Consider the following 26667-nt stretch of genomic DNA (forward strand, 5'->3'; position numbering starts at 1 on the left):
GCGGGTAAGCAGACGCCACGACCGGACGGCCAACCGGAGGAGAGGACGCTGGCGTGAGCGGTGGACCACTGATCGTTCAGTCGGACAAGACCCTGCTGCTGGAGATCGACCACCCGGACGCGCAGGCCTGCCGAATGGCGATCGCGCCCTTCGCCGAGCTGGAGCGCTCTCCCGAGCACGTGCACACCTACCGGCTGACCCCGCTCGGGCTGTGGAACGCCCGGGCCGCGGGGCACGACGCCGAGGGCGTGGTCGACTCCCTGATCAAGTACTCGCGCTACCCGGTGCCGCACGCGTTGCTGGTGGACGTGGCCGACACGATGGACCGCTACGGCCGACTTCAGCTCGCCAACGACCCGGCGTACGGCCTGGTGCTGCGGGCGCTCGACCGGCTGGTGCTGATCGAGGTGGCCAAGAGCAAGAAGCTCGCCGGCATGCTCGGCAACAAGATCGACGACGACACGATCCAGGTGCACCCGTCCGAGCGGGGCCGGCTCAAGCAGGCGCTGCTGAAGCTGGGCTGGCCAGCGGAGGACCTGGCCGGCTACGTCGACGGTGAGGCGCACCCGATCGAGCTGGCCGAGGCCGGCAAGGACGGCCGCAAGCCGTGGACGCTGCGGTCGTACCAGCGGGAGGCCGTGGAGGCGTTCTGGGCCGGCGGGTCGGGCGTCGTGGTGCTGCCCTGCGGCGCCGGCAAGACCCTGGTGGGCGCGGCGGCGATGGCCGAGGCGAAGGCGACCACGCTGATCCTGGTCACCAACACGGTGGCTGGCCGGCAGTGGAAGCGGGAGTTGATCGCGCGCACGTCGCTGACCGAGGAGGAGATCGGGGAGTACTCGGGCGACCGCAAGGAGATCCGGCCGGTCACCATCGCCACGTACCAGGTGCTCACCTCGCGGCGCGGTGGCGCGTTCACCCACCTGGACCTGTTCGGGGCGCGCGACTGGGGCCTGGTCGTCTACGACGAGGTCCACCTGCTGCCCGCGCCGATCTTCCGGTTCACCGCGGATCTCCAGGCCCGCCGCCGGCTCGGCCTGACGGCCACTCTGGTCCGCGAGGACGGCCGGGAGGGCGACGTGTTCAGCCTGATCGGCCCGAAGCGGTACGACGCGCCGTGGAAGGACATCGAGTCGCAGGGCTGGATCGCCCCGGCCGAGTGCACCGAGGTCCGGGTGACGCTGACCGACGCGGAGCGGATGTCGTACGCGACGGCGGAGGCCGAGGAGCGCTACCGGATGGCGGCGACCGCGCGCACCAAGCTGCCGGTGGTGAAGGCACTGGTCGAGCGACACCCCGAGGACCAGGTGCTGGTGATCGGCGCCTACATCGACCAGTTGCACCAGCTCGGCGAATACCTGGATGCGCCGATCATCCAGGGCTCGACGACCAACAAGGAGCGGGAACGGCTCTTCGACGCGTTCCGGTCCGGGGAGATCCGCACGCTGGTCATCTCCAAGGTCGGCAACTTCTCCATCGACCTGCCCGAGGCGGCGGTGGCGATCCAGGTGTCGGGGACGTTCGGCTCCCGGCAGGAGGAGGCGCAGCGGCTGGGCCGGGTGCTGCGCCCGAAGGCCGACGGTCGGCAGGCGCACTTCTACACGGTGGTCTCGCGGGACACGATCGACACCGAGTACGCCGCGCACCGGCAGCGCTTCCTCGCCGAGCAGGGTTACGCGTACACGATCATCGACGCCGACGACGTCCTCGGCCCGAAGCTGCCCAGCGTGGACTGAAGCTGACTGCCCGGACGCCCGCGTCGAGGGCTGACGCAGCGTGACGCGGTGGGCCGTCCCGGACGGGACAGCCCACCGCGTCGACGCCCGGTCAGGAGTAGTTGACCAGGAAGTAGTAGTTCGTCGTGTCGGTCCATGCCCCGTCGGCCGTGCGTCCGCGCACCCTCATGGTGTGCGAGCTGGCCGATGTCGGCGTGTAGCTCGCGGTGGCGACGCCGGCGGGGTTTGCCGCCACCGTCACCGGCTGCCCGTCGTCGACCGTGTACTCGAACTCCACCACACCCGGACTGCCCTGGGTGAAGGTGAAGTCACCCGGTACGCCCACGCCACCGGCCCACTGGTTGTCCGGGTAGGTGCTCGACGACACCAGCGGCGCCGTGCCGACCAGGAACGGGTAGTCCGTCTGTGGCGTGTACTCGCCCGCCCCGGTCCGACCCCGCACCGAGAACACGTTCGCGCCGTTGCGATCCATGGTCACCGAGATGTCGGTCACCAGCGCGTCGGGAGTCTTCGGCACGCTCTGCCAGGCGCCGCCGTTGAGCTGGTACTCGAAGGTCGTCACCTCGCCGATCTCGGTGTATACCCCGAACCCGCCGATCGCGCCGATCCCGCCCCGGGGGGTGTACTCGTCGTAGGCGCTGTTCACGTTCACCCGCGGGTCGCGTACGCGGAAGAAGTACCGCCGTTCCGCGCTGACCGTGCCATCGGCCGCCCGGCTGGTGACCGTCAGCAGGGTGTACCCGGGATGCGTCGGCGTGACCTCGATCGTGGCCCTACCGTCCGTTCCGGCGGCCACGACCTGCTCCTCACCGCTGTACTCCAGCACGTAGCGGTACTCGACCACGTCGGAGCGGCCCGGGTTGAAGGTGACCCTGCCCGTCTGGCCTGGCTGGCCGGCGGAGTCGCTCTCGGGGTAGTCGCTGGAGGTCACCACCGGTGCGTCGCTGACCTCGAACGTGTACGTCCGGGTCGGCGAGAAGGTCCCGTCGAGGAAGCGCGTACGCACCGTCAACGTGTTCCTGCCGGAGTGATCAGGGGCGAGCGTCACCCGAGCCCAGCTGTACTCCGGGTCGACGGTCTGCTCAGGCCCGTCGTTGAGCCGGTAGAGGTAGGCGTCCACGTCCGGCATCGCGGTGTCGAAGTTGAACTCACCGGGGATGCCCACGCCGCCCCACACGCCGCCCTCGTAGTACGTGCTCGAGTAGACGGTCGGCTTGATGTCGATGACATTGAACTGATACTGCACGACCTCCGAAACGGTGCCGTCGGCGCTGATGCTGCGCACGTTCAGCACGTACCAGTTCGGCTCCGTCGGCGTCCAGCGCAGCACCGCGGTGCCGTCCGCTGCCGCTTCGACGCGTTGCATCTCGTCGTAGAGGAACCCGTACTCGTACGCCACCACTCCGACTCGGCCCGGGCGGAAGGTAAAGCTGCCGGGACGATCCACCACACCGTCGTGGTCCGGGAAGGCGAAGTCGGCGGACTCCACGATCGGGGTGTCACGGACCGACAGGTCCTCGGTGTGTGCGCCGACGAACTCGGTGCCGGCGTAGCTGCGCACCTGGAGCTTGATGACACCAGCCTGCGTGAACACCACGGGGACGTCGGTTGTGCCGTCGACCTTCGCCGGGACCCTGACCTCGTCGCCGTCACCGATCCGGTAGCCGAACTCCGTGACCCCCTCGACATTGGTCGAGATCGCCAGTTGGCTCGGCAGGCCGACACCACCCATCGTCACCCGCACCTGCGGTGCCGTGGATTTCACGAGGAACCGGTACTCGGTCACCTCGGAGGAGTTCGACGCGCTGTCCACACTGCGGACGCTCAGGTACTCGACGAACGAGGTCGGAGTGTATTCAAGGGTGACGTCCGCGCCGGGTGCGGGCGCGGGGAGGTAGTTGTACGTCTCGCCGAAGCGCCCCCAGTAGTAGCCGACCACGTCCGGCGTGCCGTTGGCCTTGAAGGTGAACGTCCCCGGTACTCCCGAACCACCGTGCGACTCACCGTCATCCGGGTACTTCGCCGAGGTGACCACGGGTGCGGCCGGCCGCTGCCCGTCCACCTTCACGTAGCACGGCTTGGCCCACGGCGAGTAGTCGTGACCGTCGTAGGCGCGGGCGGTCCAGGCAACCACTGTTCCGTGCGGGTACTGCCCCATCTCCCAGGCGACCTTGGAGAGATGGCCTCCGTAACTCGAACCGAACCGTTCGGAACGCTGGTCCTTCTGGCCGACCGGCCAGGCGGCGAACTGTCCGTTGTAGTTCGAATCGTTGCTGTTCGCATCCGCGCCCCGGACCATGAAGGTGTAGCTGCGCGCCCCCACCGGCTGCGGGTTCTCCTTGGTGCCGCAGGACCACGACGGAAACTCGAGCCCGATCTGCGCCACCGTCGGTGCGTGGTTGGCCTCGCTGCGGATAGCCGGGAACGGGCGGAGCTTACGGCCGTGGGAGAGGTTGCCCTCGTGGACCTGCGGCACGCGGATTTCGACGGTGAGAGTCTGTTGGTCCTGATTCGCCAGCTTCTGCAAGGCGGGCATGATGTCCCAGACCAGATAGCCGGGGCATGTGGCTTCGCCACCGGCCTGGACGGTGCCGAGCAACTCACGTCGGCGCGGCGTTGCCTGCCAGCTCGTGGTCGCCTTGATCGGATCGGTGCGCCAGAGCTCGACCGGCTGGGCCGATGCGCAGTCAGCGGCCGATCGCTCCGCGATGACCAGGTCCGCCTTGTGGATGATGGCTTTACGGAAGCGCGAGATGTCGAAGGTGAAGTAGGACCGGGATTTGTGCTTGTTTCCGGCCTCGTCCGCCCAGGCGCCGATCGGCGCGTCACCGGAAGGGTTGACGAACGACTGTTTCGGCAGGTGAGAGTCGGTGTACGCCCAGCCGGACCTGGTTACGTCCCACTGCTCGTAGGCCTGTGCAGGCGTGGCGGTGACGCTGACGAACCCCGCACCGAGCACGATCCCGAGTGATGCGGCCAGTAATCTTCGTGCGCGCGCGATCAATGTGTCCCCCCGTTGACGATGGCGTGCGTCGCCATGGCGGGGCCGAGCATATCGAGGTGCGGCAACGCGCCACGTACCCGATTTCACGTCGTCTCCGGCCGTGAACGGGCGAGGTCGAGGAATGAAGGGTGCGCCTCAACCGGCGATCTGAGTGAGCAGGAAATCGAGGACCGCTCCACCGGGACACCGGACCGATCGCCGCGGTTGTGCTCGACTCCGGCCTGACTCCGCGACGAAGACGCCGCGACCCGGTCGGCCCCCCAGCAGCGCACGGGGTAGGACCGCGGCTTTCGGCTGACTAGTATCGATCCGATCACCCGCCCGGTGTACACGCAGGAGGCAGAGCCGTGATTGTGCTGTCGCGCTTCACGCATCTGCTGTTCGGGCCGATGTTCGTCTTCGCAGGCGGCCTGCTCATCTGGCTGCGTGAACCTGTCGGGCTCGTCGTCTTCGGGGTGGTTCTCCTCCTCGTCGGCCTGTACAGCCTGTGGCAGTCGTATCTGGGCTTCAGAGCCGGCCTACCGTGGTTCGAACCGGAGACGACGGACCCGCTGGCGAAGGGTTCCTGTCGACGATGTGCAGGCAGTGGCTGGGTTCGTGGCCGCGTCAACGGTGAACGCTGCGCCTGCGTACAAAAGATCGATTTCTAGACCGCGAGGTCGACCGGTCACGAGGTTGGCGGTGGGCACCGGTCGGGGAGCGTGACCTCGCCCGGCCGGTGGTCGAACGTGGTCATCGTGAACCACTCGTCCAGCTCCGGGTCGAAGAGGTTCTGCAGGCCGAACTGCAACACCTGCCACCACCGGCTCGGGTCCCGCTGGTCGACGTAGATGTCACCGAGCGCGATCGGGAACCGGAAGAACTCGCCCGGTACCGTGGACCCCCCGACGACACCAACCCGCCAGTGGTCGACGTACCGATCCTTCTCCCCCTGCAGGATCTCCCGTCCCACGAAGCGCGCGGTCTTCAGCCTGTCGTTGAAGATCTGGCGGTTGAAGAACCCCGGGACCTTGCTGCACGCGCGTGGCGGGTGGAGCGGGATGTTCGGCCACCTGTAGGTGAGCGTGTAGAGCGTGTTCTCGTAGATCAGGTTCGTGAACCAGATCGGATGCTCCGGGCCACCAGCGATCATCTGGCTGTTGCCGCCCCTGCCCTGCCAGGTGAACGGAACGTCGATGCCCAGGTCACGGACGATGTACCGGCCGGTGCCCTGGAAGTCGGCGGGAAGCAGCGGCGGGCGCGGCTCGCGCGCTTCGGGGGCCACCGAACCGTCGGCCTGGGCGGCGCGGGGCAGCGGCGCCGCCGCCGGACCGGGCGCGATCACCCCGAGGGCGAACAGTCCGCCGGCCACGGCCGACACCACCATCCGACGTGTATGCCTCGACGCCACCATTGCCCTCCGCCGGGTGTGAGAGTGCCACCTGCCTTCCGCGCAGCGTATGAGCAGGCAAAACGTGAGAGATGACGGAACGCGTCGGCTCCACCGGACGGGTGAGGCGACGCGCATCGGCCCGGCACAGGTGTCTGTCTCACGCGCTGTCGACCTGATGGCGTCAACGAATCAGCCGACCGCGCGTCCGCCCCCGACTCAGCGGCTCAGGGCGGTCTCCCGCTCCATGTGCGACAGCTTCTCGGGATTGCGCACCGCGTAGAGGCCGGTGATGAGGCCGTCGTCGATGCGCACGGCCAGGACGGTGTCGAGCTCTCCGTTGAGCCGGACAATCAGCGCCGGGTAGCCATTGACCTGCGCCGGCCGCAGCGACGAGATGTCGACGATCCGGCCCCAGCCGCCAGCCAGCAGGCGGGCGACCTTGTCGGCCCCCACGATGGGCCGCGGGACGGCCTGCTTGACTCCGCCACCGTCGCCGAGCAGGACGACATCCGGGGCGAGGATGTCGAGCAGCCTCTGCAGATCGCCGGTCTCGACCGCCCGCTGGAACGCGTCGAGCGCGTACCGCGTCTCTGCCGCCGACACGACCCGGCGCGGCCGGCGCGCCGCGACGTGCGCCCGGGCCCGGTGGGCGATCTGACGGACCGCGGCGGGGCTCTTGTCGACGGCTTCGGCGATCTCGTCGTACCCGATGTCGAACACCTCGCGCAGCACGAACACCGCCCGTTCGGTCGGCCCGAGCGTCTCCAGCACCAGCAGCATCGCCATCGAGACGCTGTCGGCCAGCGCGACGTCCTCGGCCACGTCGGGCGCGGTGAGCAGCGGCTCGGGCAGCCAGGAGCCGACGTAGGACTCTCTGCGGCGGCCGAGCGTCCGCAGCCGGGTGAGTGACTGCCGGGTGGTGATGCGGACCAGGTAGGCGCGCTGGTCCCGGACCGCGCCGAGGTCGACGCCGGCCCACCGCAGCCAGGTTTCCTGGAGTACGTCCTCCGCGTCGGCGGCCGAGCCGAGCATTTCGTACGCGACGGTGAAGAGCAGGTTGCGGTGGGCGAGGAACGCCTCGGTGGCCCGGTCCGGGCGGTCGTCGGCGGTCTGCGGCGTGCCCACCATGCGTGACTCCTGTTCGCTCTCGACTGCGTCACCCATCAGATGCCGGACCCGGCCGCCCTGTGACACGTGCGGCCTGTGGCGGTCGTCACCTGGCCGCGCCGTCACAGACCGAGGCAGGCCGGCATCTCATGGTCGTCCGATCGGACAACGCGAGTGGAGGACGGAACCATGGACGCCCGATTCAACATGTTCGACAACGAAACTGCCATGAAGTTCGCCAAGCGGTTCGCGAACGCCGGCCAGGTGATCCAGCGATCGTCGCTGCCGACGTCCACGCAGGAGCTGGTGTCGCTACGGGCCAGCCAGATCAACGGCTGCGGCTGGTGCATCGACATGCACACCAAGGAGGCCGTGGCGGCCGGTGAGAGCGCGGTACGGCTCAACCTGGTGGCCGCCTGGCGTGAGTCGACCGTCTTCACCGAGGCCGAGCAGGCCGCGCTGGCGCTCGCCGAGGAGGGCACCCGGCTCGCCGACGCCCACCGGGGCGTGTCCGACGAGACGTGGGCTCAGGTGCGCAAGCACTACGACGACGACCAGATCGCCGCGCTGGTCGCGCTGGTCGCCCTGATCAACGCGGCCAACCGGCTCGCCGTGATCGTGCACCAGCGCGGCGGTTCCTACCAGCCGGGCATGTTCGCCGCCGCGTTCGACTGAGTCGGAACCAGCCCCGGCCCCCGATCCAGGGGTGGACGGGCCGCTGAGCGCGGCCCGTCCACCCGGCAATGCTCAGTTACCCGGCGCCGCCGGCCCGGAACGCCACCCAGGCGTCGCTCATCCGGTCGGCCTGTCCCGCGGTGAACATGTTCATGCAGGAGTCCTGCGTGTAGTCCATGAAGTTGTGGATCGGGTCGAGCCCGGGTGCGGTGCAGGTGTCCGCGCCCACCGGGCAGTTGAACTGGGGCATCGCCTCGCGGGGAGTGTCCGCGACGAAGTCGCCGGAGGCGGAGCAGCCGTGCGCGAAGGTGTGCTCCAGCATCAGCCAGTGCCCGACCTCGTGCGTCAGCGTGTCACCGAGGGCGTACTTGCCGGCCGTGCCGCCGGGCATCGACTCGTCGAGCATCACGACGCCGTCGATGTAGTCACGGCCGTTGTTGTAACCCTTCGGGAAGTACGCCCAGCCGAGGAGCCCGCCGCCGATGTTGGCCGCGTACACGTTCAGGGTGCGGGAGTCACCGGTGTACAGCGCCTTCTTCATGTCCCGCTCGTTCTTGCCCGGTTCGACGGTGTACCAGGCGCTGTTCACCGTCCACGTGGTGTCGACGAGCGAGAACCGGAACGGCGTGTTGGAGGCGTTCGCCGCCGTGCGGCCCGCGAACGAGTCGTTCAGCACCGTCATCTGCGCCGCGATGAGGCTCTTCCACCTGGCCGTCTCGGCTGCGCTGAGGGCGTGGTCGGAGACCATGTGGAAGACGGTCGGCACGGTGACGCTGCCGTCGGCGAGGCGCGGGGCGTCCTTGATCACGCCGTAGGCGTTCGCCTCGTTCTTGGAATACAGCTCCGGCTCCTGCGCGGTGGCGCCCTCGGCGACGCGGGCCGCGCTGTGCTCGTCGGCACCCGGCTCACAGGCCGCGACACCCGGGGAGACGGTCGCGGGCGCTGCCGTGCCCACCGCACCGTAGGCGCCCCCGGACGCCAGGAACGTCGCAGCGGTGGCGGTGAGAACCGCCAGTCGGAAAGTCGATCTCCTGTGCATCGTTGCACCTTTCAGGGAGGCGGTGCGGGTCGACGCATGGTTGTCATGACCGGGTCGATGACGTCGTCGTTTGGGTATGAGACCACGTCGATGACATCGACAAAAGACCCTCTGAGCAGGGCTGATGCCGATGTAACGGAAGAGGGTCGCCCAGCGCTGTTTCGGCTCAGAGGACCCGGGTGACCTGCTCGGCGGCGATCAGCGCCTCGCGCCCCGCCGGGTCGAGGTTGGCGCTGATCACCACGGACGCGCCAGCGGAGAGCGGCGCCAGCAACCACTTCAACGGCTGCTCGTGCTCGGCGGCGTCCACCAGCAGCCGGTCCCCGGCACGCAGGTCCAGCATCGTTGCGATTTCCTGGGCGAGCGCGCCCCACTGGCCGTAGGTGGTGCCGTCCGCGCTCGCCGGGTCCGACGGGTGGATGGCGGTGTGGTCGGGCGTGACGTCCGGGTGCCGGAGCACCTCGGCGGACCAGTCGAGCCAGCCCAACGGCACGTCGGCCAGCGACCCAGGCCCGGTGCCGACGAGGTAGCGGTGCGGTGCGTCGGGCACGTCCTCCAGCCAGTCGTCCTGCCGCTCGGGGGTCGCGAAGACCGCGTCGAAAGGCCGGTCACCGCCCGGTTCGAGCACCGGCAGGCCCGCGGTGGCGCGAGGCCGGAACGACACCGCCAGGCCGGAGGCCCAGGCCCCCAACAACACCGCGGCGGTACGCCAGTGCGGCGGCAGCAGCACCGCGACGCGGCTGCCGGGGCCGAGCCCGCAGCCGTCCCGCAGCAGACCCGCGCTGCGTGCCGCCCAGGATCCGACCTGGTGGGCGGTCAGGTCGACGCGCTCGCCGGTCGCCTCGTCGCGGTAGCTGAGCAGCGGGCGCTCGGCGTCGGCGGGCCGGGCCGCCAGGTCGGCCGTGACGGTTGGCTGCATCTCCACGCTCCCCGGTGACGACGTCGGAACCACCCTACTCAACGACTTTGGTCGTGCTCGTCGTCGGCCGATGGCCGTAGCGGCCGTCCGGGTGGCCGGCGCACGGTGCGGATGACCCCGAAGGAGCAGCCATGCCGACCGAGCCCCGCCGACCCCTCACCGACCCCGTGCGTCGCCGGCTCGTACCCGTGGTCGCGTTGCTCCTGCTCGCGCCCTGGGCCGCCGAGTGCTCGTGGGGTGGGTTCACCCTCGACGACTTCCTCCCGGTGCTGGTCTTCCTCGGACCGATGTACGGAGGAGCGGCGATCCTGATCCGGGAGACCGCCCGGCACCTCGGCGCGGGTTGGCCGACGATCGTGCTGCTCGCCGCCGCGTTCGGCGTGCTCCAGGCCGGCCTGGTCGACCAGTCGCTGTTCAATCCCGGCTACCTCGACGACACGGAGTACGCCGACACCCGCGCCGCCGCCGAGGCGACGCTGGTGCCGGGGCTCGGGTTCAGCCTCCGGCAGGCCTTCGACTACGTTGGCAACCACATCGTGCTGACCATCTGCGCCCCGATCGTGCTCGTCGAGTCGTTCCTCGGGTCGGACCGCCGGCTGCGGCCGTGGCTCGGCCGGCCAGGGCTTGCCGTGGTCGCCGTGCTCTACCTGCTGGGCAGTCTGCTCATCTTCTCGGACAGCGGCCGGAAGGGATTCCTGGCCAGCCCGCTCCAGTTGACCTTCGCCGCCGCGCTGGTCCTCGCACTCGTCGCGGTGGCCCTGCTGCCCCGCTGGCGTCGCCCCCGTCCGCGACGCACCCGCCGGGCACCGCATCCGCTCTGGGTGGGCCTGGTGGTCGTCCTCGTCCACTTCGGTACCGATCTGACACCCGGCTGGCCGGGGGTGGGCATCGCGCTGGCGCTCGCCGCCACCGTCGGGGGCCTGGTGGCGTACTGGTCGTCCCGCGCCGGCTGGGGGCAGCGGCACGTGCTCGTCGCCGGCTCGGCGAGCCTGGTCACCGCCGCCGCGTTCGCGTACCTGGTGCCGCCGTACTCCCCGGCGTCCCCAGCGGTGGCCCTGGCCGGCGACGTCGCGGTCACCGTGGTCACCGTGGCCCTGACAGGTGGTGCCTGGTGGCGACTGGGCCGCACGTCGTCCGATGTTCACGTCGCCCCGAGCTGATGCTGCCCAGCGGATGACCGGCGAATCAGCCCGGCAGCTCCGGGCCGCCTTCGAGCAGTGGAGCCAGCAGGTCGCCGTACTCCTCGACCCGATCCAGGGCCTCGGCGGCGGTGAACTGGCGGACGGCCGGCTTGCGGCCGCGAGCGCCGGCCTCGACCTCGTCCCAGGTCAGCGGGGTGGAGGCGGACGGCACTCGCTGCGCCCGCAGCGAGTACGGCGCCACGGTGGTCTTCGCCGCGTTGTTCTGGCTCCAGTCGATGAAGACCTTTCCGGGGCGCAGGTTCTTCGCCATCTTCGACACGATCAGCTTCGGGTGCGCCTTCTCCAACTCCTGGGCGATGCGCTTGGCGTAGTCGGAGACGACATCAGCGGACTGGGTGCCCGCGATCGGGCAGCAGAGCTGCATGCCCTTCTTGCCGGAGGTCTTCGGGTAGCTGTCGATGCCGTCGTCGGCGAGCCGGTCGCGCATCAGCACCGCCACCGGGCAGCACTCGGCGAGCCCCGCCGGCGGCCCCGGGTCCAGGTCGACGACCATCATGTCCGGGTGCGTGCCGACCCTCCACTGCGGCGTGTGCAGCTCCAGCGCGGCCAGGTTGGCCAGCCAGACCAGGGTGGGCAGGTCGTCGGCGACGACGTAGTCGATGGTCTCCCGGCCCTTCGTCGACCCGGGTGCCGGCAGCGTCTCCACCCGCACCCAGTCCGGCGTCGCCGCCGGCTTGTTCTTCTCGAAGAAGGACTTGTCGTCCACGCCGTTGGGGAACCGGATCCTGGTCAGCGCCCGGTCCCGCAGGTGCGGCAGCAGCACCGGGGAGACGCGGGTGTAGTAGTCGATCACTTCGCCCTTGGTGAAGCCGGCCGCCGGATAGAGCACCTTGTCCAGGTTGGACAGCTCCAGCGCGCGACCCTCGACGTCCACCCGCAGCCGGTCAGCCGGCATCGTCGACCTCCTCCGGCGGCTTGTCCGGGCGCAACCGCAGCACCCGGGGGAAGCGCAGCCGGCCGTCCGGGGTGCGCTGGCCGTACTTCACCTCCACCACCACCCGGGGAGTTACCCAGATGGCGCCCCGGGCATCCTCGCGCGGCACACCCGGCGCGAAAGGTGACACGCCGGAGCGCAGCGGCTCGAGCTCGGCGAGGAGTTGCCGTTCGATGGCGGCACCGATGCCGCCGCCGACCCGACCCCGGTAGATGAGCCGGCCGTCCGGGCCGGGCACGCCGACCAGCAGGCCACCGATCCGGCGGGCGCCCGGCCGCCAGCCGCCGATGACGAAGTCGCCGGTGACCTCCAGCTTGACCTTCAACCAGTCCGGTGAGCGCACGCCGGGGCGGTAGACCGCGCCGATCCGCTTGGCCATCACCCCCTCCAGACCGTGCTCACCGGCTGCCTCGTAGGTGGCCGGGCCGTCGGCGAACATCGGGGGCACCGCCCACCGGGCACCGCCGAGGGCGAGCCCGTCCAGGGCCTCCCGGCGGCGCTCGTACGGCCAGCCGGTCAGGTCGTCACCGTTCAGGCGGAGCAGGTCGAAGATCATGTACGTCACCGGCATGACCGCCGCCAGCCGTGCCGCCTTGGCCCGGTCCCGGACGTGCATGCGTTCGGCCAGCGCGGTGAACGAGGGCTGCCCGCCCTCGCCGAGCAGCACCACCTCGCCGTCGAGCAGCGCGTCGTCGACCTGCTCGTGCAGGGTGGCCAGTTCGGGGTACGCGGTGGTGATCTCCACGCCGGAACGGGCATACAGGTGCTGAACACCGCCGGAGATGTCGGCCAGGGCGCGCACGCCGTCCCACTTGAACTCGTACGCCCAGCCGTCACCCGCCGGGAGCGGCCCGGTCATCGCGAGCATCGGCTTGAGCGGCGCGCCGGGCACGACCCGACTGTAGTAGCAGCGCGAACACCTCGCGTCCGGTTCCTCGGGATGCGAGCATGGTCGATACCGGCGAAGGGAGCGCAGGATGCGGGCAATCTGGAAGGGAGCCGTGTCGTTCGGGCTCGTCTCGATCGGGGTGAAGCTCTACTCCGCGACCGAGGAGAAGGACATCCGGTTCCACCAGGTGCACCGCGAGGACGGTGGCCGGATCCGCTACAAGCGCACCTGCTCGGTCTGCGGCGAGGAGGTCACCTACGACGACATCGCCAAGGGCTACGACATCGGCGGTGGCGAGATGGTCATCCTCACCGACGAGGACTTCGCCGACCTGCCGCTGACCAGCTCCCGCGCGATCGACGTGCTGGAGTTCGTCCCGGCCGAGCAGGTCGACCCGATCCTCTACAACAAGGCCTACTTCCTGGAGCCCGACGGCGCGGCGACCAAGCCGTACGTGCTGCTGCGCGACGCGCTGATCGAATCGGAGCGGGTGGCCATCGTCAAGGTGGCGCTGCGCCAGCGGGAGCAGCTCGCCACGCTGCGGGTCCGCGAGGGCGTGCTGCTGCTCAACACCATGCTCTGGCCGGACGAGATCCGGACGGCGGACTTCGGCTTCCTCGACGAGGACCTGAAGGTGCGCCCGCCGGAGCTGGCGATGGCCAGTTCCCTGATCGACTCGATGACCGGCGAGTTCGAGCCGGACGTCTTCACCGACGACTACCGGGCGGCGTTGCAGGAGGTCATCGACGCCAAGGTGGAGGGTCGCGAGGTCGTTCAGCCGGAGGAGGTCGAGGAGGCCCCGGCCGCGGCGGTGGACCTGATGGCCGCTCTGAAGGCGTCGGTGGAGCGCGCGAAGGCGGCCCGCGGCGAACCGGCTCGCGGCGGTGGAGGCGGCGGCGGCGAACCGACGCCCATCTCGTCGGCCCGCTCGGCGAAGAAGGCAGCCGAGAAGAAGGCGGCCAAGGCACCGGCCAAGAAGACGGCCGCGAAGAAGACCGCCGAGAAGAAGGCGGCCGAACCGGCGAAGAAGACCGCCGCGAAGAAGACTCCGGCCAAGAAGGCCGAACCGGCGAAGAAGACGGCGGCCAGGAAGGCCGCACCTCGCAAGACCGCCTGACCGTACGGCAGCGCCGACGGCGTCCGCCGGACCGGGTACGCTCCGCCGGCCGTTGGCCACCGGAGGAGCCCGCCATGCCGTACACCCCTGACCTGGACCGGTTGTTGACGCCGGGAGCCCGCTTCACCGACGAGCACGGGGCGTACCTGATGGAGGCCCACCCGGTGGGCGACATCGTGCTGCCGACCGGCCGGGTGGTGGGGTGTGACCCGCTGGTCTGCCCGGAGGCCGAGCCGTACACGGTCGGCGTGCCGCCGGGGCGGCATCCCGCCCGGGCGTGGGTGGCGGTGGTGCTCCGAGAGGACGCCGAGGTGGACAGGCGGGTGGCCGCACTGGAGCTGGTCATCGAGGAGGAGCCGACGGTCCGCTGGGAGCTGGCCGTCGCCGGCGACCAGGACGTCGCGACCCTCGGCGCGGACGACTACTTCGGGTACGGGGTGGACGCGGGCGCCGGCACCCTCGCCGACCCGACGGCCCTCACCGCCCTGGAAGGTTGGGACGAGAACCGGGTGGAGGAAACGTTCATCCCGGCCGAACCGCCCGCCTCGCCGGTCCCGGGGTTGATCACCGCGGTCCTGGACGAGGCCACCGGCGCCAACGTCGTCACCGTCGCCACGGGCTGGGGTGACGGCTGTTACGGCACCTGGATCGGGCGGGCCGCCGACGGTCGGGTGACCTCGTTCGTGACGGACTTCATGGTGGTCCCGGATTAGTCGCCCCGAAGGGCCCGGAACGACGCCGGAGGGCGATTCGACCGGTCCGGGGCGGGCACAGCGGGCCGCCGGGCGGGTACCGTGTGCGTCGGCTTTCCCCCCGGCACCGCGTGCCGGCCACACCTTCGCAGCAGGGAGTCGACGACGTGAGCGAGCGCACGCAGCAGAACCGGTCGGAGGGCCAGGGCCCGGCAACCAAGGCGGGTCGCCGCCTGGCCGCCCAGCTGGCGGCGCAGAAGGCGGCCGAGGCGAAGCGGCGTCGCCAGGCGTGGGCCGGCGGGCTCGCCGGTGTCGCCGTGGTGGCGGTGCTGATCACCGTCTTCGTGATCGTCGGGAACAACGACGACAAGCCCACCAACCAGGCCGGCGCGACCCCGTCCGCCTCCGCCCCGGCCCCGGACGCGGCCGGCGCGCCCCCCGCCCCGCAGCTGCCGGAGGGTGCCGACCCGGCGCTGGGCAGCAAGCCGACCGTGACGGCCGGCAAGGGTGAGCTGAAGAAGCTCACGGTCACCCCACTGATCAAGGGCACGGGCCCGGCGGTCGCGAAGGGTCAGACCATCACCACCAACTACGTGGGCGTGTTCTTCAAGGACGGCAAGGAGTTCGACTCGTCCTGGACGGGCGGCCAGCCGGCTTCCTTCCCGATCGGCGTGGGTCAGGTCATCCCGGGCTGGGACCAGGGTCTGGTCGGGGTGACCGTGGGCAGCCGCGTGCAGCTCGACATCCCGGGCGAGCTGGCGTACGGCAACGACGAGGCCGCGGCCGGCGGGCGGCCGACCGGTCCGCTGCGCTTCGTGGTGGACGTGCTCGCCGCCCAGTGACCCGTCCGGATCGCCCCGGTTGTCGCCCGGCCGCGATGCAGTTGTTCACATGGGGCTTCCGGCCCGTCACCCACCGGCAGTAGGTTCGGCGTCACCCCGGGCGGTTCGCCGCCCGGGGTGACCATCCGGACGGGGACGCGGAGGTGCACGTGACGGCGCTGGACGAGCCTGGGCGTACGGCCCGGTTGATGTGGACGCACTTCGAGCCGGTGCACGCGGTCACCTACTTCCACCCCCGGGCCCGCGCCGCGTACGAGGCGGTGGGGCTGCGCGGCTACTGGCGGGGCTACTTCGCCGGCCGTGCTGCACCGCTGGGCGCCACCGAGGCGCCCCCGGTGATCGCCGCCTTCTTCAACTTCGCACCGCCGATGGTGAGCCGGGCGCTGCCGGCGGTGTGGCGGCTGGCCACGCCGCAGGAGGCGCTGCGCGCCCGCCTGACCGGTGCCGTGCAGGCCCTGGCGGAGCTGACCTACGAGCTGCCCGAGACGCACCTCGCGGAGGCCGCCGACCTGCTGGAGCGGGCCGCCTCGGCGGTGCAGGCCGCCGGCCGGGTGCTCGGCGCGGTCAACGCGGCGCTGCCGGTCGGGGAGTACCCGCTGGCCCGGCTCTGGCAGGCCGCCACCACGCTGCGCGAGCACCGGGGCGACGGGCACGTGGCGGCGCTGGTGGCCGCCGGCCTGGACCCGGTCGAGACGCTGGCCTGGCGGGTCGCCGTCGACATGTCGCCGCAGAACCTGCTCGGCCGGGGCTGGTCCGAGGAGCAGTGGCGGGCCGCCCGTGAGCGGCTGGCACAGCGGGGCTGGCTGACCCCCGACGGTGCGGCCACCGACCACGGCCGGGCCGGTTTCCAGGCGGTCGAGGACGCCACCGACCGGGCCGCCGCGCACCCGTGGGAGGCGCTCGGCCGGGACGGCACGGACCGGCTGCGGGAGCTGCTGGAGCCGATCGCCCGGTCCTGCCACACGGTGATCCCGGAGGGCAGCCCGATCGGGCTGCCCGCGCTGCCCGGCTGACCGGAGCGCCACCCGTCGGGCAGGATGGGCCCGTGGTGGATGCGGTGGTCTTCGACCTGGACGGCGTGATCGTGGATTCCGAACCGGTGTGGGAGGAGGTCCGCCGGGCGTACGTGGCGGCGCACGGCGGAACCTGGCAGCCGGACACCCAGCGCCGGCTGATGGGCATGAGCACCGGCGAGTGGGCCCACTACCTCAGTGGCGAGTTGGGCGTGGACCGTACCGCCCGGCAGGTCGCCGACGAGGTGGTCGAGGAGATGACCCGGCGCTACCGGGAACACGTACCGCTGATCGACCACGCCGACCGGGTGGTACGCCGGCTCGCCGGTCGGTGGCCGCTGGGGTTGGCCAGCTCGTCGCCGACCCGGCTGATCGCGGCGGCGCTCGCGGCCACCGGGCTGACCGACGCGTTCGCCACGACCCTGTCGACGGAGGAGACCGAGCGGGGCAAGCCCGCACCGGACGTGTACCTGGCCGTCGCGCGCCACCTGGGCGTCGACCCGTCCCGCTGCGCGGCGGTGGAGGACTCGTCCAACGGCGTGCGGTCGGCGGCCGCGGCGGGGATGCGGGTGGTGGCGGTGCCGCACGGCGCGTACCCGCTGGACCCGGACGCGGCCGGCCTGGCCGCGGTGACGCTGGGCCGGATCGGTGAGCTGACCCCGGAGACGATCGACGAGCTCGCCGGCTGACCCACCGGGGTGCGCGGCGTCACGTCCGTCCGGTCCCTACCGACCTGTGCGCGGTTATACGGTTTTCGGAGGGCCGGAGGGTTCGGCATGACGGGGACTGAGCGGGGTACCGCAGCCGGCGGTGCTCGATCCGGGTGCCGGGCGCCGGACGGGTGAGGAGACCACGGATGAAAGCCATCGTGTACGAGCGCACCGGCGACCCTTCGGTGCTGGAGCTGGTCGACCGGCCGGTGCCGGAGCCGGGCGCGGGCGAGGTTCTGGTCCGGATGGCGGTGTCGGGGGTGAACCCGACGGACTGGAAGTCTCGCCGATCCTCGCCGCCGCCGGCGGGATGGCAGATCCCCGGGCAGGACGGCGCGGGCGTGGTGGAGGCCGTCGGCGCGGGGGTGGACCCGGATCGGATCGGCGAGCGGGTCTGGATCTGGGAGGCCGCCTGGCAGCGGCCGTGGGGCACCTCGGCGGAGTACACGCTGGTGCCGGTCCGGCAGGCGGTCCGCCTCGGTGACGCCTCGTTCGACCTGGGGGCCAGCCTGGGCATCCCGTTCCTCACCGCGCACCGGTGTCTGACGGCCGGCGAGTTCATGCCGGACTCGCTGCGCCCCGGCGCGCTCGCCGATCACACCGTGTTGGTGCAGGGCGGGGCGGGCGCGGTCGGCAACGCCGCGATCCAGCTCGCCCGGTGGGCCGACGCCACGGTGATCGCCACGGTGAGCAGTGCGGAGAAGGCGCAGCTCGCGGCGGCTGCCGGCGCGTCTTTCGTGATCAACTATCGCGAGCAGGACGTGGTCGAGGAGGTCCACAAGATCGCTCCCGACGGTGTGCACACGATCGTCGAGGTCTCCCCGTCCCGGAACGCCGCGACGGACGTACAGGTGATCCGGAACGCTGGCGCGGTCTGCGTCTACGCCGACGGCGACGGGCCGGAGGTGAGCCTCCCGACCCGACCGTTGATGACGCGCAACGCCCGGTGGCAGTTCGTGCTGGTCTACACGGAGCCGAAGGCGGCCAAGGCACACGCCGTGCGGGACGTGGCCGCGGCGGCCGACCAGGGCGGCATCCGGGTCGGGGCGGACGCCGGCCTACCGCTGCACTACCACCCGCTGGCCGAGACGGCTGCGGCACACCAGGCGGTGGAGGACGCGGCGGTGGGCAAGGTCTTGATCACCACGAGCGACGCCTGATCGGGTCGTCGACCCACGCGATTTCCCCATCATCAGGACAGAGGCGAACAACTTTCGCAACAATGACGGTGCGGGTCGCCCCGCATGTAAAGGGCGGCCCCGGCGCGGTGCGAACGCCGGGGCCGCCCCTCTGGGGAGGAATGTTCAGGAGACTCCTCTGCCCAACAGGCGACGGTGCCCGGAAAAACGTTACGGGGCTGTCAGCTCCCGGACAGTCAGCTCGCCCCCGGCGTACCGCGAACGGACGACCTTCTTGTCGAACTTGCCCACGCTGGTCTTCGGCACCGCGTCGATGAACGCCCACCGCTCGGGCAACTGCCAGCGCGCCACCGAGCCGGCCAGGAAGTCGCGCAGCTCCTCCGCCGTCACCGAGGCACCCTCCCGGACGACCACGGTGGCCAGCGGCCGCTCGTCCCACCGCTCGTCCGGCACACCCACCACGCACGCCTCGAGCACCGCAGGGTGGGCCATCAGCGCGTTCTCCAGCTCCACCGACGAGATCCACTCACCGCCGGACTTGATGACGTCCTTGGCCCGGTCCGTCAGGGTCAGGTACCCGTCCGCCGAGAGGGTGCCCACGTCGCCCGTCCGCAGCCAGCCGTCGCGGAACTTCTCCTCGTCGGGGGCGTCGTCGCCGACGTACCGGGCGGTCACCCATGGCCCACGGACCTCCAGCTCACCCACGGCCGTGCCGTCGGCGGGCATCGGCTCGCCCAGCGGGCCGACGATCCTCGCCTGCACCCCGGCCGGCACCCGGCCCTGCGTGTAGCGGTAGCGCCACGCCTCCTCACCGGTCACGCCGGCCGGCGGGCGGGAGACCGAACCCAGCGGGGACATCTCCGTCATGCCCCAGGCGTGGATGACGTCGATCCCGTGCCGCTCGTCGAACGCGTGCATCAGCGCCGGCGGGCAGGCCGAGCCGCCGACGATCACCTCCTTGAGCGAGGAGGTGTCCACGTCGTGGCTGTCCAGGTAGGCCAGCAGGTCCGTCCAGATGGTCGGCACCGCGCCGGCCAGGGTGGGCCGCTCGGCGGCGATCATCTCGGCGATCGGCGCGGCCTGGAGGAACCGGTCCGGCATGATCAGCGACGCGCCGGAGAGGAACGCGGCATACGGCAGACCCCACGACATCGCGTGGAACATCGGCACGATGGCCAGCTCCCGGTCGGTCGGCGCGAGCCCGAAACCCTCCGGCATGCAGACCTGCAACGAGTGCAGGTAGATCGACCGGTGCGAGTAGGCGACACCCTTCGGGTTGCCGGTCGTGCCGGAGGTGTAGCAGAGCGCCGCCGCGTCCCGCTCGTCCACCTCGGGCCACTCGAACACCTCGGGCCGGTCGGCGAGCAGCGCGTCCCAGTGGTGCACGGCGATCCGGTCGCCGGCCGCCGCCACCAGCGGTGCGGGGTCGCCGCCACCGACGACCACCACGTGCCGCACCGTGGTCAGCTCGCCGATCACCCGGGCCAGCAGCGGGATGAGCGTGCTGTCGACCAGCACCACCCGGTCCTCGGCGTGGTTGGCGATGTAGGTGACCTGGTCGGGAAAGAGCCGGATGTTGAGGGTGTGCAGCACCGCGCCCATGCTCGGCACCGCGAAGTAGGCCACCAGGTGCTCGTTGTTGTTCCACATGAAGGTGGCGACCCGTTCGTCGCCGGTCACCCCGCACTCGTCGCGCAGCGCGTGTGCCAGCCGGGCGGCCGACCGCCCCACCTCGGCGTACGTCATCCGGCGGGGTTCCGCGCCGGTCCAGGTCACCACCTCGGCCGTGCCGTGCACGGTGGCGCCGTGGTCGAGGATCCGGGAGATCTGCAGGGGGGCGTCCATCATCGTGCTACGCATGGGTAACAAGCTAGTGTCGGCGGTCACACGTTGGGAACCCCCGTAAATTGTCGCAGGTGAGCATCTCCTGGGCCGACTCGTACGTGGGGCAGCTGCGCGCGCTCGCCGGGGACCGGACGCTGATGTTCGTCGGCGCCCGCGCCGTGGTCCGCGACAACGCCGGACGCATCCTGCTGATCCAACGCTCGGACAACGGCCAGTGGGCCATGCCGGCCGGGGCGATGGAGCTGGGTGAGTCGATCGCGGACTGCGCGGTGCGGGAGGTCCGTGAGGAGACCGGGCTGCGGGCGCTCCGGGTCTCCGCGTTCGCCCTCTACACCGGCCCGGACCGGACCAGCACCAACATGTACGGGCACACGTACCAGGTCTTCACCACGGCGTTCCGGGTGGACGAGTGGGACGGGCAGCTCTCCCGGGTCACCGACGAGACCACCGACGCCGGCTTCTTCCCCCCGGACCGGTTGCCGGCCCCGCTCTCCGTCTCGGTCACCGAGACCCTGGCCGACCTGGACGTCTTCGAGCAGACCAACCGGCTCATCCTCAAGTAGGGCGGCCCCGGGGTCACCGACCCCGGGGCCGTGCCTCACTGCGGGTGGCGGATCCCGGCGAAGAACCCCTCCTGGATCCAGTTCGGGTACGCAACCGGCAGCTTGGTGGCCTCGTCCAGCTCGGTGAGGTCCTGCTCGGTCAGCGTGAGATCCGAGGCGGCGATGTTGTCCACCAACTGCTCGTGCTTGCGCGCACCGACGATCACGCTGGTCACGGCCGGTCGGGACAGCAGCCAGGCGACCGCCACCCGGGCCGGGCTCACCTCGTGCCGCTCGGCGACACCCTTGAGCACGTCGACCACGGCGAAGGCGTGCTCCGGGTCGAACGGGGTGAAGCTGGCGTAACCGGGCTGGGCGCTGCGCGCGCCACTGTCGGCGACGGCGCCGTCCCGGCTGACCTTGCCGGAGAGGAAGCCACCGGCGAGCGGGCTCCACACGGTCAGCCCGACGCCCGCGTCGAGCGCCATCGGCACCACGTCGCGCTCCACGTCGCGGCCCAACAGGGAGTAGTACTCCTGCACCGAGACGAAGCCGGCGAGCTTCTCCCGGGCGGAGATGCCCAGCGCCTTGGACATCTGCCAGGCGGCGAAGTTGGCGGCGCCGATGTAGCGGACCTTGCCCTGCCGGACCGCGTCGTCCAGGGCCCGCAGCATCTCCTCCATCGGGGTGACCTGGTCGAAGTTGTGGATCTGGTACAGGTCGATGTGATCGGTGCCCAGCCGGCGCAGGCTGTCCTCCAGGTTCTGCATGATGTGCAGCCGGGACGTGCCGACGTCGTTCGGGCCGGGGCCGGTCCGGGAGTGCACCTTGGTGGCCAGCACCACGTCGCGGCGCCGCTTGCCGAGCGCCTGGCCGAGCAACTCCTCGCTCTCGCCGTCGCTGTAGCCGTCGGCGGTGTCGATGAAGTTGACCCCCGCGTCCAGCGCGGTGTCCACCATCCGCTGCACGTCGGGCAGCGCCAGCCCGCCGAGGGTCCCCCAGAGCGGGTGCCCGCTGCCACCGAAGGTCATCGCGCCGAGCGAGATCTCCGAGACGTACACCCCGGTGGTGCCCAACAGTCGGTACTTCACGTGTTGCTCTCCTCATGGTGCGGGGGTCGGAGGCCGAGGTCAGGGCTCCGTGGTCACAATGTCGGACACTGTGTCCGGCAACGAGCGTACGTCGCCCGCCCCACCCCCGGCCACCTAGGATTCCGGCTATGCCCTCGATCACCCGCCGCCGCCCCCGCAACCCCGACGGCCGAGCCGCCGTCGAAGCGCGGGTGCTCGCGGCCACCGAGCGGCTGCTGAAGGAGGGGATCCGCTTCACCGACCTCGGCGTGCAGCGCATCGCCGCCGAGGCCGGCGTGGCGCGGTCGACCTTCTACACCCACTTTCGGGACAAGAGCGAGCTGCTCATGCGCCTCGCGGGCACCATGCGGGAGACGTCCTTCGACCGGATCCGCGACTGGGATCCGGGCGGGCCCGGCGACCAACTCGAGGTGCTCAGTGAGGTCTTCGTCGACGTGATCCGCATCTACCGGACATACGCCCCGGTGCTTGCGGCGGTCACCGAGGTCGCCGCGTACGACGAGACGGTCCGGGACTACTGGGCCGCCGGGCTGGAGCAGTTCGTGGGGCGCACCGTGGAGGCGCTCCGCGCCGAGCAGGAGGCCGGGCGCACTCCCGCGAGCATCGACGTGGAGACAGCCAGTCGGCTGATCGTGATCGGCGGCGACCGCTTTCTCGCCGGTCACGTCAGCGCCACCTCGGCCGACCCCGACACCGACGCGGCGGCCGCCCGAGAGTTGGCTGCGACCTGGTGGTACGGCGTCTACCGCCGCCCCGCCTGACCTCGCGAGATCGACTCCGGATCGCGGAAGTCGGGGCATCCCTGCCACCCGGACACCCCGACTTCACTGACCCCGACTCGATCAGGCTGCCAGCCGGTCTTCAGCCGGCGTTCGGGCCGAACTGTTCGGTGAAGCGGCCGGTGAACAGGTCGGTGCCCTTGTACTCGGAGACCGTCGCGGCAGGGACGACGGCCGGGCCGTCGGGCGTGGGCATCTGGCCGACACCGTGACGCGACCCGAGTGGGACCAGGATCATGGGGTGGGGCATGGGCTGGTAGGTGGCCGTCAGCTGCTCGCCTCGCAGTTGGGCGGCGATGTTCCGCACCACGACCTCGGCGTGCTGCAACGCGTACGCCGCCATCTTGTCCTCGGCGACGTCGGTGAGGTCGCCGACCGCGTAGACGTGGCCGAGGATGTGGTCGGGCCCGCGGACGTTGAGAGTCTCGGTGACGGATACCTGCCCGTCCGGGGTGAGCGTGGTCAGCCGGCCGTCGGCGAGGTAGTCGCTGTTGATGCGCACGCCAAAGGCGCGGAACCAGATGTCGGCAGTGATCTCGTCGCCATCGGTGGTGGTGGCCGTGAAGGTAGCGGCCCGATTGGCCTCGGTCGCCAACGGCGCGACCAGCCCGGTGCCCAGCCGCAACTGGATGCCAAGCTCGTCGAGCTGCCGATGGAGGTCGTCGCGCATCTCCGACCTGAAGCCGGGCAGCAGTTGATCGGCCGGATCGACGATGGTCACGTGCTTGTCCGGCCAGACGTCCTTGATCTCACCGGCCAACTCCAACCCGACCGGCCCGGCGCCGAGGATCAGTACCCGCTCGGCGCTGGCCAGTTCCTTGTTGGTCTGGCGCAGGTCGTCGAGCGCCTCGTCGATGGAGTCGGCGTCGAGTCTGGCCGGGTAGGCGTAACTGGAGCCGGTGGCCAGGACCAAATAGTCTGCCGCGACACGCTCACCTGAGGCCAGGGTGACGCCGCCAGGATCCACCGAGACCACTCGACCGCGGATGACGGTGCCCCGCGTGAGCAACGTGTCGAAGGGAAAGAACATGTTGCCGGCCCAGTCGGGCCGGGTGAGCGCTCGCAGCGATCCCGCAACGTTGACGAACGCGTCCCGAGGATCGATGAGCACGACATCGGCCTGCGACTCCAGCGCCTTGGCAACCGCCGTGCCCCCATAACCGCCGCCGACGACCACAACCGTACGACTCATGATTCAGCTCCTGACAGCCAGGGATCTACGCTCGACCGCTGTCGAGCGCCTTCCCCAACGGTCGTCAGCTGGCCGGAAGCCAGGGAGGCCGGACTGAGGCTGGTAGTGGCAGGGACACCATCCGAACGGCCTCCGTTGTTACCTTCGGATGGTGAGCGACAACGAGCTCGGGTTGTTCCTGCGCGTCCGCCGTGAAGCGGTGACTCCCGCCGAGGTGGGTCTCCCCACCGGGCCGCGTCGCCGCGCCGCCGGGCTGCGCCGCTCGGAGGTGGCGGCCCTCGCCGACGTGAGCGTGGAGTACGTCACGAGACTCGAACAGGGCCGCGACCGCCGACCGTCTCCGCAGGTGCTCGCCGCGCTCGCCAACGCACTTCGGTTGACCCGCAACGAACGCGTCCACCTGCACCACCTCACCAAGGCGGCCGATGCCGGCTTCAACTGCCGGGGCCACAGCACTCCGGCGCGCACCGTACGTCCGACCGTTCAGGCCCTTCTCGACCGTCTCGAACCCACGCCGGCGGTGCTGCTCAACCAGCTCAGCGACATCCTCGCCCACACCGCCGGTTACGAACGGCTGACTGGACCGACCGGGTTGCTGGACGCGACAGAGCCCAACCTCGCCCGGTTCGTCCTCACCGACAGCCGCGCACGCAGCACCTACCCCGACTGGGACCACATCGCCGACGAGCAGGTCGCCGCCCTCAAGCAGGGCCCGTTCCGGGCGTACCCGCCCACGGCCGCCCTGGCGGACGAGCTGACCGTCACCGCCGGGGACGCCTTCACTCATCGCGTCGACACCGTTCCCGGCCTGCCGAAGGCCAGCGGCATCTTCCGTCTGGCCCATCCCGAGGTGGGGATGCTCCGGCTCGCGTACGAGACCCTCGAACTCCCCGCGGATGACGACCAGCGTCTGATCGTCCACCTGCCTGCCGACGCGGCGACCTCCGACGCGCTCGACCGCCTCAACAGCCGACCCACGCAGCCGCTACGCCTTGTGGCCGGATGACACCGACCGTCCCGGAGGGGTCCGGGGCGGTCGGTGTCGCGCGGTCAGATCATCGTCTGGGACTTGGCCTCCATGTCGGCGGCCGCCTCATCCTTGGATTCGCGGGTCAGCGGCTTGCCGCCGGGTGCCGGAGCCTCACCGCCGAGCGGGTCGGCACCGCCCTTGGCGCCCTCCGGGCCGGCGCCCCGGAGCTGTTCGTTCGGCAGCGCCACGGTCACCAGCACGGCCACGATCGCGATCAGTCCGGCGGTCAGGAAGACCATGTCCAGCGCGTCGACGAACGCGTTCTGGATCGCCGCCCGCACCGGCCCGGGCAGGGCCATGATGGCCGCCGGATCGTTGATCGAGATATTCGTGCCGCCGCTCGCCGCCACCTCTGCCTGCTGCTGCGGCGGAAGCTGGGCGATCGCGCCGGGCAGCCGGTCGGCCAGCCCTCCGGCGAGCCGGGAGGACAGCACCGCGCCGAGGATCGCCACCCCGAACGAACCACCCAGCGACCGGAAGAAGGTCGCCGACGAGGTGCCCGCGCCCAGGTCGCGCACGGAGACCGCGTTCTGCACCGCGAGGACCAGCGACTGCATGCACAGGCCCAGGCCGACGCCGATCACCACCATGAAGCCGAAGGCGATCCAGAGCGAGGTGCCCACCGACAGCTGGGTGAACAGGAACATGCCGACCAGCAGGGTCACCGACCCGGCCACCGGGAACCACTTGTAGCGGCCGATCCGGCTCATCGCCCGCCCCGTGAGGATCGAGGTGACGATGATGCCCGTCATCATCGGCAGCATCAGCAGACCGCTGCGGGTCGGCGAGGCGCCCTTGACGATCTGCAGGTACAGCGGGATGAAGATGATCGACCCGAACATCACCAGACCGAGCACGAAGCCGGCCGAGTTGGCCAGCGCGAAGGTGGCGCTGCGGAACAGCCGCAGCGGCAGGATGGGCTCGGCGACGCGGGCCTCCTGGAGCACGAAGAGGACGGCGAGCACCGCGCCCGCCACGAAGAGACCGATGATCACCCCGGAGCCCCAGGCGTACTCGTTGCCGCCCCAGCTCAGCGCCAGCAGCAGGGAGCTCACCCCGGCGACGAGCAGGCCGGCGCCGAGCCAGTCGATCGCGTGGTCCCGGCGCTCGAACGGGATCAGCCGCATCACGTGGTAGCAGACCACGATGGCGAGGATCGCCAGCGGCACGTTGATGTAGAAGATCCACCGCCAGTCGGTCTCCGCGAAGTAACCACCGACCAGCGGGCCGGCCACCGACGAGATCCCGAAGACGGCTCCGAAGAGCCCCTGGTAGCGGCCCCGCTCCCGGGGTGAGACGACGTCCGAGATGATCGTGAACGCCAGCGTCAACAGACCACCCGCGCCGATGCCCTGGATGCCCCGGGTGATGATCAGCTGGGTCATGTTCTGCGAGAGCCCGGCCAGCAACGACCCGACCAGGAACGTGCCGATCGAGAAGAGGAAGACCGGACGGCGCCCGTACAGGTCGGCCATCTTGCCGTACAGCGGCGTCGACGCGGTCGAGGCCAGCAGGTACGCGGTGACGACCCACGAGTAGTGGTTGATCCCGCCCAGCTCGCCGACGATGGTCGGCAGGGCCGTACCGACGATGGTCTGGTCGAGGGCGGCCAGCAGCATGCCGGTCATCAGACCGATCATGAGCAGCCGGATCTGCTGACGGTTCAGCACCGGCGCGGCGGAGGCTTCGGTCATCTGGCCTTCTTTCCCGGCCGACACGGAACATGCGCCGGGTCGGGAAAAACCTCCCACCGCACCCGGCGTTGATCATGAGGTCCAGCGACCCACGACCAACGCGCCGG

24 protein-coding genes are annotated in these 26667 nt (G+C 70.7%); 13 read left to right on the forward strand and 11 right to left on the reverse strand.

All coding sequences use genetic code 11. The features are described 5' to 3' along the window. Positions 1 to 53: 53 nt before the first annotated feature. On the forward strand, positions 54 to 1733 hold the full coding sequence (locus M8C17_RS09865; RefSeq protein WP_252416098.1) for a DNA repair helicase XPB: 1680 nt from the start codon (positions 54 to 56) through the stop codon (positions 1731 to 1733). A 91-nt stretch (positions 1734 to 1824) separates the two neighbouring features. Here the strand turns inward: M8C17_RS09865 and M8C17_RS09870 are convergent, their stop codons facing one another. Beyond that, a complete protein-coding gene (locus M8C17_RS09870) occupies positions 1825 to 4692 on the reverse strand; it encodes a hypothetical protein (RefSeq protein WP_252416099.1) in 2868 nt (955 codons plus the stop codon). A gap of 392 nt (positions 4693 to 5084) precedes the next feature. On the opposite strand from M8C17_RS09870, the gene M8C17_RS09875 reads away from it, so the two are divergent. Beyond that, on the forward strand, positions 5085 to 5387 hold the full coding sequence (locus M8C17_RS09875) for a hypothetical protein (protein WP_252416100.1): 303 nt from the start codon (positions 5085 to 5087) through the stop codon (positions 5385 to 5387). A 17-nt stretch (positions 5388 to 5404) separates the two neighbouring features. Here M8C17_RS09875 and M8C17_RS09880 read toward each other — a convergent pair whose 3' ends face one another. Beyond that, a complete protein-coding gene (locus M8C17_RS09880; RefSeq protein ID WP_252416101.1) occupies positions 5405 to 6088 on the reverse strand; it encodes a hypothetical protein in 684 nt (227 codons plus the stop codon). 237 nt (positions 6089 to 6325) lie between these two features. Then, complete coding sequence (locus M8C17_RS09885; protein ID WP_252416102.1) at positions 6326 to 7237, reverse strand: RNA polymerase sigma-70 factor; 912 nt, start codon at positions 7235 to 7237, stop codon at positions 6326 to 6328. 168 nt (positions 7238 to 7405) lie between these two features. Here M8C17_RS09885 and M8C17_RS09890 point away from each other — a divergent pair, with 168 nt between their 5' ends. Continuing rightward, positions 7406 to 7891: a carboxymuconolactone decarboxylase family protein gene (locus M8C17_RS09890; protein WP_252416103.1), complete on the forward strand. Its 486-nt coding sequence runs from the start codon at positions 7406 to 7408 to the stop codon at positions 7889 to 7891. A 76-nt stretch (positions 7892 to 7967) separates the two neighbouring features. On the opposite strand, the gene M8C17_RS09895 is transcribed toward M8C17_RS09890, so the two are convergent. Both M8C17_RS09895 and M8C17_RS09900 read right to left on the reverse strand, forming a co-directional pair. Next, positions 7968 to 8930, reverse strand: a complete 963-nt coding sequence (locus M8C17_RS09895) for a zinc metalloprotease (RefSeq protein WP_252416104.1) — start codon at positions 8928 to 8930, stop codon at positions 7968 to 7970. A gap of 166 nt (positions 8931 to 9096) precedes the next feature. Beyond that, complete coding sequence (locus M8C17_RS09900; protein WP_252416105.1) at positions 9097 to 9849, reverse strand: TIGR03089 family protein; 753 nt, start codon at positions 9847 to 9849, stop codon at positions 9097 to 9099. A gap of 131 nt (positions 9850 to 9980) precedes the next feature. Here M8C17_RS09900 and M8C17_RS09905 point away from each other — a divergent pair, with 131 nt between their 5' ends. Next, positions 9981 to 11009 carry a hypothetical protein gene (locus M8C17_RS09905; protein WP_252416106.1) on the forward strand — a complete coding sequence of 343 codons (1029 nt, stop codon included), beginning with the start codon at positions 9981 to 9983 and terminating at the stop codon, positions 11007 to 11009. Between the two features lie 25 nt (positions 11010 to 11034). Here the strand turns inward: M8C17_RS09905 and ligD (M8C17_RS09910) are convergent, their stop codons facing one another. Together ligD (M8C17_RS09910) and ligD (M8C17_RS09915) are read right to left on the reverse strand one after the other, a co-directional pair. Further along, entirely contained in the window at positions 11035 to 11946 is a 912-nt protein-coding gene (gene ligD, locus M8C17_RS09910) for a non-homologous end-joining DNA ligase (RefSeq protein WP_252416107.1), read from the reverse strand. Next, the gene (gene ligD / locus M8C17_RS09915; RefSeq protein ID WP_252416108.1) at positions 11936 to 12877 is read right to left on the reverse strand and encodes a non-homologous end-joining DNA ligase; all 942 of its coding nucleotides are present in this window, start codon (positions 12875 to 12877) and stop codon (positions 11936 to 11938) included. The genes ligD (M8C17_RS09910) and ligD (M8C17_RS09915) overlap by 11 nt, the downstream gene beginning before the upstream one ends. Positions 12878 to 12962: 85 nt before the next feature. On the opposite strand from ligD (M8C17_RS09915), the gene M8C17_RS09920 reads away from it, so the two are divergent. The 6 genes from M8C17_RS09920 to M8C17_RS09945 all read left to right on the forward strand — a co-directional run bounded on the left by M8C17_RS09920 (position 12963) and on the right by M8C17_RS09945 (position 18408). Beyond that, the gene (locus M8C17_RS09920; RefSeq protein ID WP_252416109.1) at positions 12963 to 13991 is read left to right on the forward strand and encodes a Ku protein; all 1029 of its coding nucleotides are present in this window, start codon (positions 12963 to 12965) and stop codon (positions 13989 to 13991) included. 74 nt (positions 13992 to 14065) lie between these two features. Next, positions 14066 to 14704 carry a DUF4241 domain-containing protein gene (locus M8C17_RS09925; protein ID WP_252416110.1) on the forward strand — a complete coding sequence of 213 codons (639 nt, stop codon included), beginning with the start codon at positions 14066 to 14068 and terminating at the stop codon, positions 14702 to 14704. A gap of 110 nt (positions 14705 to 14814) precedes the next feature. After that, entirely contained in the window at positions 14815 to 15525 is a 711-nt protein-coding gene (locus M8C17_RS09930) for an FKBP-type peptidyl-prolyl cis-trans isomerase (RefSeq protein WP_252416111.1), read from the forward strand. 188 nt (positions 15526 to 15713) lie between these two features. After that, on the forward strand, positions 15714 to 16538 hold the full coding sequence (locus M8C17_RS09935; protein ID WP_252416340.1) for a hypothetical protein: 825 nt from the start codon (positions 15714 to 15716) through the stop codon (positions 16536 to 16538). Then, positions 16535 to 17227 carry an HAD family phosphatase gene (locus M8C17_RS09940; RefSeq protein ID WP_256482461.1) on the forward strand — a complete coding sequence of 231 codons (693 nt, stop codon included), beginning with the start codon at positions 16535 to 16537 and terminating at the stop codon, positions 17225 to 17227. The genes M8C17_RS09935 and M8C17_RS09940 overlap by 4 nt, the downstream gene beginning before the upstream one ends. Positions 17228 to 17394: 167 nt before the next feature. Further along, positions 17395 to 18408 (forward strand): NADPH:quinone reductase, encoded by a 1014-nt coding sequence (locus tag M8C17_RS09945; protein ID WP_252416113.1) that lies wholly within the window; start codon positions 17395 to 17397, stop codon positions 18406 to 18408. 189 nt (positions 18409 to 18597) lie between these two features. Here M8C17_RS09945 and M8C17_RS09950 read toward each other — a convergent pair whose 3' ends face one another. Then, positions 18598 to 20232 carry a fatty acid--CoA ligase gene (locus M8C17_RS09950; RefSeq protein ID WP_252416341.1) on the reverse strand — a complete coding sequence of 545 codons (1635 nt, stop codon included), beginning with the start codon at positions 20230 to 20232 and terminating at the stop codon, positions 18598 to 18600. 71 nt (positions 20233 to 20303) lie between these two features. Here M8C17_RS09950 and M8C17_RS09955 point away from each other — a divergent pair, with 71 nt between their 5' ends. Beyond that, the gene (locus M8C17_RS09955) at positions 20304 to 20795 is read left to right on the forward strand and encodes an NUDIX domain-containing protein (protein ID WP_252416114.1); all 492 of its coding nucleotides are present in this window, start codon (positions 20304 to 20306) and stop codon (positions 20793 to 20795) included. A 35-nt stretch (positions 20796 to 20830) separates the two neighbouring features. Here the strand turns inward: M8C17_RS09955 and M8C17_RS09960 are convergent, their stop codons facing one another. Further along, positions 20831 to 21865: an aldo/keto reductase gene (locus M8C17_RS09960; RefSeq protein WP_252416115.1), complete on the reverse strand. Its 1035-nt coding sequence runs from the start codon at positions 21863 to 21865 to the stop codon at positions 20831 to 20833. A gap of 128 nt (positions 21866 to 21993) precedes the next feature. On the opposite strand from M8C17_RS09960, the gene M8C17_RS09965 reads away from it, so the two are divergent. Next, a complete protein-coding gene (locus tag M8C17_RS09965) occupies positions 21994 to 22626 on the forward strand; it encodes a TetR/AcrR family transcriptional regulator (RefSeq protein ID WP_252416116.1) in 633 nt (210 codons plus the stop codon). 100 nt (positions 22627 to 22726) lie between these two features. Here the strand turns inward: M8C17_RS09965 and M8C17_RS09970 are convergent, their stop codons facing one another. Beyond that, the gene (locus tag M8C17_RS09970; protein ID WP_252416117.1) at positions 22727 to 23836 is read right to left on the reverse strand and encodes an NAD(P)/FAD-dependent oxidoreductase; all 1110 of its coding nucleotides are present in this window, start codon (positions 23834 to 23836) and stop codon (positions 22727 to 22729) included. A gap of 148 nt (positions 23837 to 23984) precedes the next feature. Between M8C17_RS09970 and M8C17_RS09975 the strand changes: the two genes are divergently transcribed. After that, a complete protein-coding gene (locus M8C17_RS09975; protein ID WP_252416118.1) occupies positions 23985 to 24842 on the forward strand; it encodes a helix-turn-helix transcriptional regulator in 858 nt (285 codons plus the stop codon). 44 nt (positions 24843 to 24886) lie between these two features. Here M8C17_RS09975 and M8C17_RS09980 read toward each other — a convergent pair whose 3' ends face one another. After that, positions 24887 to 26560 carry an MDR family MFS transporter gene (locus M8C17_RS09980; protein WP_252416119.1) on the reverse strand — a complete coding sequence of 558 codons (1674 nt, stop codon included), beginning with the start codon at positions 26558 to 26560 and terminating at the stop codon, positions 24887 to 24889. Positions 26561 to 26667 lie beyond the last annotated feature (107 nt).

Origin of the sequence: Micromonospora sp. RHAY321, assembly GCF_023896955.1 — a bacterium.
Classification (GTDB): Bacteria; Actinomycetota; Actinomycetes; order Mycobacteriales; family Micromonosporaceae; genus Micromonospora.